The 9,295-nt window shown below is 53.8% G+C and carries 8 protein-coding genes and 3 pseudogenes; 3 read left to right on the forward strand and 8 right to left on the reverse strand.

The window, feature by feature from the left end; genetic code table 11:
• The first annotated feature begins 165 nt into the window (after positions 1–165).
• Both C484_RS17825 and C484_RS17830 read left to right on the forward strand, forming a co-directional pair.
• Positions 166–516, forward strand: a complete 351-nt coding sequence (locus C484_RS17825) for a DUF5658 family protein (RefSeq protein WP_006827279.1) — start codon at positions 166–168, stop codon at positions 514–516.
• Positions 517–885: 369 nt separating this feature from the next.
• The gene (locus tag C484_RS17830) at positions 886–1,086 is read left to right on the forward strand and encodes a hypothetical protein (RefSeq protein ID WP_006107544.1); all 201 of its coding nucleotides are present in this window, start codon (positions 886–888) and stop codon (positions 1,084–1,086) included.
• A gap of 186 nt (positions 1,087–1,272) precedes the next feature.
• On the opposite strand, the gene C484_RS17835 is transcribed toward C484_RS17830, so the two are convergent.
• Positions 1,273–1,482, reverse strand: a complete 210-nt coding sequence (locus C484_RS17835; protein WP_152422746.1) for a hypothetical protein — start codon at positions 1,480–1,482, stop codon at positions 1,273–1,275.
• A gap of 470 nt (positions 1,483–1,952) precedes the next feature.
• Here C484_RS17835 and C484_RS23200 point away from each other — a divergent pair.
• Positions 1,953–2,084: pseudogene (locus C484_RS23200) on the forward strand (IS5/IS1182 family transposase); the annotation flags it as partial.
• A gap of 59 nt (positions 2,085–2,143) precedes the next feature.
• Here C484_RS23200 and C484_RS24790 read toward each other — a convergent pair.
• From C484_RS24790 to C484_RS17865, 7 genes and pseudogenes are all read right to left on the reverse strand, one after another.
• Positions 2,144–2,817 (reverse strand): annotated as a pseudogene (locus C484_RS24790) (RNA polymerase subunit sigma-70).
• Between the two features lie 198 nt (positions 2,818–3,015).
• A pseudogene (locus C484_RS22540) lies at positions 3,016–3,664 on the reverse strand (IS6 family transposase).
• 168 nt (positions 3,665–3,832) lie between these two features.
• The gene (locus C484_RS17850) at positions 3,833–5,203 is read right to left on the reverse strand and encodes a cytosine permease (RefSeq protein ID WP_006827284.1); all 1,371 of its coding nucleotides are present in this window, start codon (positions 5,201–5,203) and stop codon (positions 3,833–3,835) included.
• Positions 5,204–5,603: 400 nt separating this feature from the next.
• Positions 5,604–6,440, reverse strand: a complete 837-nt coding sequence (locus tag C484_RS17855) for a peptidase dimerization domain-containing protein (RefSeq protein ID WP_006827285.1) — start codon at positions 6,438–6,440, stop codon at positions 5,604–5,606.
• A gap of 417 nt (positions 6,441–6,857) precedes the next feature.
• Complete coding sequence (locus C484_RS17860) at positions 6,858–8,414, reverse strand: sodium:solute symporter family protein (RefSeq protein WP_006827286.1); 1,557 nt, start codon at positions 8,412–8,414, stop codon at positions 6,858–6,860.
• A 2-nt stretch (positions 8,415–8,416) separates the two neighbouring features.
• On the reverse strand, positions 8,417–8,725 hold the full coding sequence (locus C484_RS23205) for a hypothetical protein (protein WP_152422747.1): 309 nt from the start codon (positions 8,723–8,725) through the stop codon (positions 8,417–8,419).
• 91 nt (positions 8,726–8,816) lie between these two features.
• On the reverse strand, positions 8,817–9,295 hold a 479-nt coding region (locus C484_RS17865), incomplete at its 5' end, for a hypothetical protein (RefSeq protein WP_204366388.1).

Here is a 9,295-nt window from a genome sequence, read left to right on the forward strand (position 1 = left end):
ATTTGGGTCATGAACAACTGAAGTCTCCCGCTTCAACTCCTTCGATTTACTGACCTTCCCCGACGCCGTCTAGTGATTCAACATAGCCGTGAAAACTCTCCTATGACACCACCGATAACGGTAGTCGGCGAAACCGGCTAGTCTAGTCCCGTTGCTGTCCCATGTATGGCAACACGCGAATACTCGATTGCGACGCCGCAACTTCCGTTCTCAACTCGAACTGTTGACCGCGTCCTGTGGGGACTCGTCGTGCTCACACTGGTCGCCGATCTCGTCACGACACTTGCTGGCTTCCAGCTCGGGCTTGTCGAATCGAACCCAGTTGCTCGCACGGCGATTGATGTCTCCGGTCTGTTCGGACTGCTCGCGGTGAAAGCCAGCGCGCTCGCGGTCGCACTCCTCTGTCGCCTATTACTCCCGATGGCCTACCGCTCGATCATCCCGGCATGCCTCGCAGTGTTCTGGCTGCTCGCAGTCGTGCTGAACGCGTGGCTCATTCTGTTTGTGGCCGGGTAGCGATACACTCGAAAATCAGAGTTAGCACTACTGACTTTTCCTCAAAAGTCATTTCGGCGCTTTCGCGCTACGAAATGACCCATGTAAACCCATTTTCACCTATCCGCCCGACGCGGGTAAGTCTAACTGAGGTGTTTTGACCTGTCTTTAATCCGATGTGTTTAAGGGGTGGTAGTACATACCATAAAATGGGTCGAAATGACCCATGTAAACCCACCGCCGAAGTGGCTGAAGGAGTGGGCAACCGTCGCGGCGAAACTCGCTGTGGTTGTCCTCACCCTTGTGAGGTTGCTTCGCGGGCTGCTCGCATAACTCAGGGCGAAAGCCCTGAACTACCCCGAGAGGGGTTTGCGAGTGATCAAATCAACCATGACGGCCACAACGATATTCGGCTTTGACCGCCAGATGGTTCGCGGCGTTGGAACAGCTGCGATGTTCGCAATCGTGCTGATATACCTCTTTGAGTCGAGTATCGAACCAATCCTCGGTGGTGGGTTACTGGCGGTCTACGCCGTGCTTGCTATCATCGTCTTGGTGAGTGTCATTGAGGACATCCGCCAGATTAGGTAGGCGTTCTACTCGGTTGCAGAAAATATCACCAACTAGTTCTGAGTACGATGTTCCCGACCGCCAGACCCAATAGTTGAGAGCACTCATATTTTACTTGGGTTCCGGGCGTTCATATAATGACAATATAGAATTTCTTTTCCTCTTCTGGACCGAACAGATGTTCCCTACTCCTGCAAATGTAACGCTTCATCCTTTGTTCAACGGGTCGAATGCGTAGTACACCACAGTCATCATAATACCCAACGAAACAGCATTTAGAATCCCGATATCGTTGAATAGCGGGCTAACAACAAGCAGTCCTACCGCTGACCCTGCACCGACGAAGAGAGCAAATCCACTGCGAGACTTGGCCTGTGCCCACTCCTCAAAACGGATGTAGAACTGCGGAGCCTCCATCATATTTGCAATTGCTATTCAAGCACAAAAAGACTACGTCAGAGAAACGCACTAGTATATTCGTCCGTAGGTTTTCCGCTCTATGTGCCGTCTGTACTTACCGTTTGTCGGGACGCCATAGGATGAGTATGCGAACCGTTCTATGACGCTCTCGAGGTGTCTTCTAATTCACTCAGTATTGAACCTTCTATCCGTATCAAAAGGATAATTCTGAAGCTCAGTCTGTTGTGTCGTCTCATTTGTTATTCGATATGCGGCTGAGTAAGTGTGCTCCTCCGATTCAGACAGTTGCGATGAGTCAGTGATCCCGCCCCGACACTCTAAACGGACGCGATACTCGTCAGTACTGTTGTTTGAGACTGAGGTAGTGGTGCAGTCGGTTATTACACTTTCATCGGTTCTATTGAATCCATCGACGGCATCGGGGTGAGTCGTCAGAATGATTGAATTGAAGCGGAAGAGGAAGCTTTGTGCAAAAGACTCTCTTCCGCTTCGTTAAACAGGCTGTGTCGATCGCACGAAAACTTACTAATGCCGCGCTGATGCAGATCAGCCATCCTGCCGGCAACGGAATTGCTGGCTGGAAGCACGCTGTCCTGCATTCCATCTTGAGTAAGTTCCTCGAGCAGTTCGATGAGCGCGTCACTCCGGTTGTGGAAACTCATGTCTGTGCCCGTTCCGTCTCCGGTAAGTGACGCCGAGGTCGAGGTTGTCGTACATTCGGTCGAGCATCGCGAGCGCCGACTGGAACTGGGCGTAGTGCTCGTACATATACTCGATTGTCTCCGTTCTCGGGACCACCGGGTAGCGTTCGACGTGCTCAATTTTGAGTGCCGGTTGTGGATCAAGGACGATCTGCAGCGGTCCTGCCAGCTCGTCTCGGGGCAGCCGGTCGAATGCGGTGGGAAGGCCGAATGACTCGAAAAACGCCTCCCAGGCGTCGACGTCCTGCTCACGGACAGCAAGGAACAGCGGATAGTCGTCGGGATCACGACTGACTTGGTAGCCGCCTTGAGTCCGCATATAGACGGCGTCGATCCGTGTGAACGCAAACGGCCAGTCACCAAACTGGGGGAGGACGTAGGCCTTCTCGATGGCGGGCGGACTGACGCCGGTGCTGGCAGCGACGAGCTCGCGGGCTGCGTCGCGTACGCGCTCGTCGACGACAATGAGGCCGTCGTCATAGGTGACGTAGCCTGCGTCTTCCAGCCGATTGACGGCCTGTCTTACCGTCTCGTACGGCGTGTAGAGGTTTTGGGCGACACGGCATATGGAGTCACCACTCTTGATAGTGAGGATAATCTGCGCCGCCGTATCGTCTAATACCTCGTAGATCTGGTAGTTACCAATAATTCGGCAATAGTTAAAACACTTACTAGAATTTCTGCTCAGCTAACGCTTCTTGGTGTATATCTGGGGCTAACGGCTCACCACCATCATATGAGTTATGCTATGAAATAAAATCATCAGGAACAATCTCCTACAGAAGAGATACCTCTCAGATAGTTATTATATTGTCTTATCTGGTACTGTCTAGTTCTGCACCTCCTCAATCGGCGTCTTTCCGTCGAGAGCCTGGTGCGGTCTCTGGCAGTTGTAGTAGTGCATGAATTGTTCAAACCATTCGCGTACACTCGACCGACTGCCCACCCACGAGTTGTGGAAGGGGTCGATGCGAATTTTGAGGGTATGAAACCACTTTTCGATGAGATTTCGCTTGGTATAATTGACCCGACTGCTCAACCCTAATCGAGCAAGGGCAGTCCGATAGCCGAATTGATCGACGAGAAATACGATGTCGAAAAGATCGTATTTCTCGTTGAGCCGATGCAGAAACGCAGCTGCCGGATCGGTGCCATGCCGACCAAACAACGCGACATCGAGAATCAGCTTCGTTTCGGTGTCTATTGCAGCGTACAACCAAGACCACTCGCCATTGATCTTGACAGCGGTCTCGTCGACCGCGACCCGCTTCGGCTGCGCCTCAGGCGGGTCGCACCCGTGTCAGCCAGCCGATGTACCAGTTCCAAACCGCTCTATGCAAACGTTCAACACCTAATTCCGCCAAGATTGTAGTTGTCTCGCGGAGCGAATAACCGGTCTGATGGAGGCGGATGGCGAACGCCCTGACGGATGTCGCCGTCCGCTTGTTCTCCCAATATTCTTCTAAATCCCCACTCAAACTGGCTCAATTAGACAGTGTCTATTGAAACCTCGTTTCACCAGAAGACACAAAACAGTCTATTGCTCGTCCCGTTCTGACGAGGAACGGAATCGAAAGGCGACTTGAGCGAAACTGAAATGTACCGGTAGTCTGCAGCCAGCGATCGGGACACCCTGAAGTGACGTGTTAGTCGGCTGCAGTTGACTGGGACTCCGTGTCCGAGAGGTACGCCATCGTTCGGCTATCGACGTTCAGTTTCCGCAGACAGACGTAGGTGCCAAACCCAATAGGGAAACCGACCATCCACGACAGGTCCAGTACAGCGAGGCTCGCGACCGATCCGATTAGAACGCTCAGGACGGCCGTGACAGAGAATCCCTTCATGAACCCTTGCTCCGAAGTCCGCTCCGTATCGTAGAGCGCGGTGTTCGAACCGTCGGATCTGAACACCCAGTACTCGGCCAGCAGGACGCCGAATACCGCTCCGAGCGGAACGGAATAGACATTGATGACCAGGAAATAGATGCTTCCTTGCGAGGAGAACAGTACCCAGGGAAACGTCACGACCGACAGCACGCTCGTGAATATCAGTCCCTTTTCCCAGGTCATATCAAGCGTGTCTTGGAAGACGTGGACAGCGGGGAGCATGTTAAGCGTCAGATTCGACGACGTCTGGGCGGCCAACACGAACACGAGCAACGCGGCGCCGAGGGTCGGGTTCGGCGCGACATCCATGATGGCGAACACCGGGTTCCCCGTCTCCGTCGTGATGGCCGTCCCGAAGACGATCCCCACGAGCGCCATGTACAACATGGCGGGAGCGACTCCCAGAACGTGACCGAGAATGTGATTCCACGAGCCCCGGCGCTGCTCGAGGTGCCGACTCAGATCGTTCGCGTTGAGCGCGGCGGTTATCGCCGTCCCGACGTGGGCCGCGACGATCGTGAGGAACGGGAGACCCCAGGTGCCCTCGTGCTCGACCGAGGCCGTCGAGATGCCCTGCTCTGTCGTCACCCTGAAGATGGTATACGCGAGAAGGACGATGATGATCACCGCGGCCGCGGAGTCGAACCACTTTATCGAGGTGATCCCGCCCCAGGCGAGGGCGAGATTGAGGAAAATAAAGAGGACGAAGTACAGTTGGACGTTCCCGAATCCGAACAGCGTCATCGTGATGCTCTGGATCGCCAGCGCTCCGATCCAGTTACCAATCCCGAGCCAAATGATCGCCGGAACCGCACAGACGAACTTCGGGATCATTGCCCCGCGGGGTCCGAACGCGGCCCGCACCTGCGTGACGAACGGGATTCCCTCTCGGTACCCTCCGAGTCCGTTTATCACGAACAGGACAGCCGAAACCATCGCTCCGATCGTCATAGCGACGGCGGCCTGGACGACGTTTAGCGGCCCTTGCGGATACACGGCGAAGAACGCCGTCGAGAACCCTTGGACGATGATAAACGATGCCCACCAGACCAAAATGTAGTGGAAGAGACTCATCGATCGCTGATCTGACGGGATCGGCTCTAACCCCTCCGGGTTTGCTTCGTGACTCATCTGTCGGTCACCGGTCGTATCGCTGCCATACTAACAACGTCTCGAAGAGATGGACCTATAGTACTTTCTCCGCGAGAATATGTTCACTATGTACTGCTCTTATGCGGTAATATTCTGCCAGTATGTGATTAGATGTCCGATACTGGATCATTTTTCAAAATTCCACTACGGTGTGGATGATCGCGTCCGATTGTATAGACGGCGTGTAACAGGATTCGAAATCGATCGCTACAGAAACGGGTCCAATGCCGATCGGGATTGGACAACTCTGGACAGGAATGATAGCCGATGAAGGACGGGTCTAACCGCCACCACTCACGCGGCGCTGTTTGCGCCAACGACGTCCGCCAGCACAGTTGCCAGTATCCGAGTCGCCGTACAGTCATCCCAGTCGGACCATTCAAGCGGGCTGTGAGAGTGACCGCCGTAGGAGCAGGCGAATAGCAGGCCCGCGTCGGTAACGTCCGATAGTTGCATCGTGTCGTGTCCGGTACCAGAATGGAGCGAAATCGCGTCGGTGTCTGTGACAGCGGTTGCCTCCGCCTCCCAGAGTGCAGACGTAACGCAGTCGGCCATCGGCCGGGACGGAATCGTATAGTCGGTCGAACGTCATTTCGACGCCGCGCTGGCTTCGGAGCGTCTCCTTGACGGCTTCGACGAGTCGTTCGATTGACGCCGCGTCGACATCCCGAATGTCGACGGTGAGTTCGGCGCGGTCGGGGACGACGTTGACGGCACCCAGCTCAATGGTCAATGACCCGACCGTGGCGACGGCCGACTCGCTGTCGGTACCGGCGATTTCCCGGATGTCGAACTCGACTGCCAAGACGAGTTCGCTGGCCGCCGCGAGGGCATCCCAGTCTGTCATTGCGGTCGTCCCTGAGTGGTCGGCTTCGCCCTCGATAGTCACGTGGTACCGAGTCGTCCCGGTGATCGACGTGACCACGCCGATGGGGAGGCCAGCGCGTTCGAGCCGTTCGCTCTGTTCGACGTAGAGTTCGGGCCACGAATGCCACTCGCTCGCATCGAGTCGACCGCGGAAACCGATTTCCTCGAGAGCCACTCCCAGCGTCACCTCGCCGTCGGAGAACTGGGTCCCCTCTTCGCCGGTGAAACAGACGACATCAATCGGACGCTCGAGGTCGAAATTACCGGCCGTAATCGCACGGACGCTTTTGAGCGCAGTATAGACGCCGAGCGGTCCATCGAAGATCCCGCTTTCCGGAACCGAACCCAAGTGACTCCCGGCAGCGACGGGTGCGATCTCCTCGTCACACCCCGTTGGGAGCCCACCGGCCGGCGATGTTCCCGACCACGTCGATCCGGACGTCGGGCCCAGCGACCTCCATTCGATCGACGAACTTCCATTACGAGGCGGTCAACCAACGGGACTTCTCGTATCCCGATTTGGTCCGACTCAAGTACCGAAATCCAGCTTGTACCTTCGGGTTGTCACAGAAGGGCTGAATCGAGCCCAGGGCCGACGCAGACCTAGTGATATGCAATCTGATCAGTCAAGCTATATCGGCTGTTATCCGCTACGGTTGCGACAGGCTGCAACATGCGTGGTTGGGCTAGTGAGACCGGCGACACAACAGTCCACTATTATTTCGACCATTGAAGAAAGAAAAAGCAAAACTGAGTACGCATGGATCTATTTTTCGGTGTCGTCGGAGAGCGTCCCTCCATCCGTCGCAGCAACTGAGGGGTCTTCGCTCCCGATTTCAGTCGGAAAGAGTTTAGGACGCGTCTCGCGAATTATCTCCCGTGCGAACTCGGGGTTCTCAACCTTAGTCATCAGACTAACTATCACGAAGACAGCTGTTGTAACGAGAAGACCCCAGAATCCTGCATGTACCGTTAGCGGTGTCGGCACAACGAATGTGAAAATACCAGTTACCACAGTCCCGGCGAAGAGACCGGATAGAGCTCCAGTCTTCGTAGCGCGAGGCCAATACATTGCCCCGACAACTAGCGGGATAAATTGAATGATTGCACCATATGCAGCGGCCTGTAACGGTACGATGTTGATCGAACTGAACATAGCGAAGTAATACGCGACACCTAGGGTGGGAAAGACCAAAACCTTCATCCAGAAGGTGTCATTCACCTTCTCGCCCTCCGGATCGAATAGCGGTTTGTAGAAGTCTCGCATAATAACACTCACTGATGAGTGAACGATTGCGTCGGCAGTACTCATCGTTGCCGCAAGTGCGCCAGCGAAGAATAGTCCGATCAAAAGCGGATTCATATCGAGACTCATAACGAGATACGGGAGGATTCGATCAGGACTATCGAGTAGAGACGGCTCGACCACGGTTACGCCGGCGAATCCGATTAAGAGAATCGGGATAATGATGAATTGGAAGAGCGGATAGAACGCAGCCGTCTTTTTCACTGTAGCTGTGTCGTCGGCAGTATATGCCCGCATGAACAGGTGGGGCCACATGATACTCCCGAGTGCTGAGACGACGATAAAGCTCGAATATTGAAGCATCGACATCTCTGGCAGCCCGACGAGCAGATGTGAGGGATCACTTGCAGCTATGTTTTTAAACATTGGTTCTACTCCGCCGTGGAGTTCGAAGGGGAGATACAAGCCGAGGAACCATGCAAGTAAGACCATCATGATTCCCTGCAGAACGTTTGACCATCCAACACCCATCATTCCGCTTGTGACGACGTAGATTCCAATGACGAGGAAGGGAAGCAACCCTGAAAGCCAGAACGGGATAATTCCGTTACTGGCTTCGTTAAGGATGAATGCGACACCCTTTATCTGAACGACTAGATACGGAATAAAAGCAGTAACAGAAGCAATTGCCATAATTGCTGAGATCCACTTGCTATCAAACCGGTCGCTCACGAACTCCGCTTGTGTCACGTACCCCAATTTTCGACCGAGTCGGGATACCTTCGGACCGAATACGTACCATAATGCAAACCCGAACGCACTGTACGTAATAATGTAGAATCCAGCTGCCCCTCTGTCGAATGCGAAGCCAGGGCCGCCGAGGAAGGCAAATGCACTATTGTTCGCCGCGCTCATAATGAAGAATAGCACGAGAACACCAATACGGCGATCGCCCGCGACGAATCCTTCAGTAGTGCTTTGATCGGCTGCGCTGCGGCTCCGAACGCCGACCCACAGTGCAAACACCAGATAAGCCAACGGTATCACCGTGATGATCAGTGTCGCTGTCGAAACCATGGTCAGCTTCCCCCCTGTAGCTTGCCTTCATCAAATCGATACAGCAGTGCTGAGTTGATAAGAACGAGCACAAGAACCAAGATATTCCAGAACATATTGAACGGTAATCCCAGCACGTATGGTTCGAGTCGGTTAGCCATAGAGAATATTGGCCAGATGACCAACAAGAGTAGAACTACATATGCACCGAAATGAAGTAAGAATCGGTATCGTGCAGTCTGTGGTGTCTCTTCAGCGAAGAGATCAAGTCCTATTCCACCGGACTCAGTGAGCGATTCATCTACCTCTACAGTTGAATCTGATCGTGCCATATTTTCTATACTGGGGGCAGACCCCAGTCGGTTGGAAATCTTACTGTCTACCTAAATAAAAGTTGTGTGGTAGCTAGCGAGATCGCCAATCTTAGTATGAAAGGAGAAACTTAGTGGAGGAGTGGGTTAAAATTGTGTAATTCTTGCCCATGTAGTTGGGAAATCCCAATAATGTGGGGTATCTTCTCGAGAAGACACGTCGACAGGGCGGCGTGTCCTCGCAGCATTTCTGTATCATGCTGGCCTTTCGTACAGATGGATTGAACCGTTCGTTGATCGGTCCTATGAGCCGATCAGACAGTGGTTTCACCAGCTCAAGAGCGTGTTCGAGCCTGGCTACTAGAAGCGACAAGAGGTAACTGTCGACTTTTACCTTGTCGACAACGAAGAAGTCTCTGTCTGGGCGATGGTCGACTGTGAGACGCTCGAAGTCCTCGATGTCGATGTCTCTCCTGCTGATCAAGTCTTGACACATTGTTGTTTCGGCTTCATTGAATCCGCAGAGGGCAGCGGGTTTCACTGTTTGATGGCTTGTTCGACGTTGTAAACGGCAGCAGTGAGAGCGATTTC

It is taken from the genome of Natrialba taiwanensis DSM 12281 (assembly GCF_000337595.1).
GTDB lineage: Archaea > Halobacteriota > Halobacteria > Halobacteriales > Natrialbaceae > Natrialba > Natrialba taiwanensis.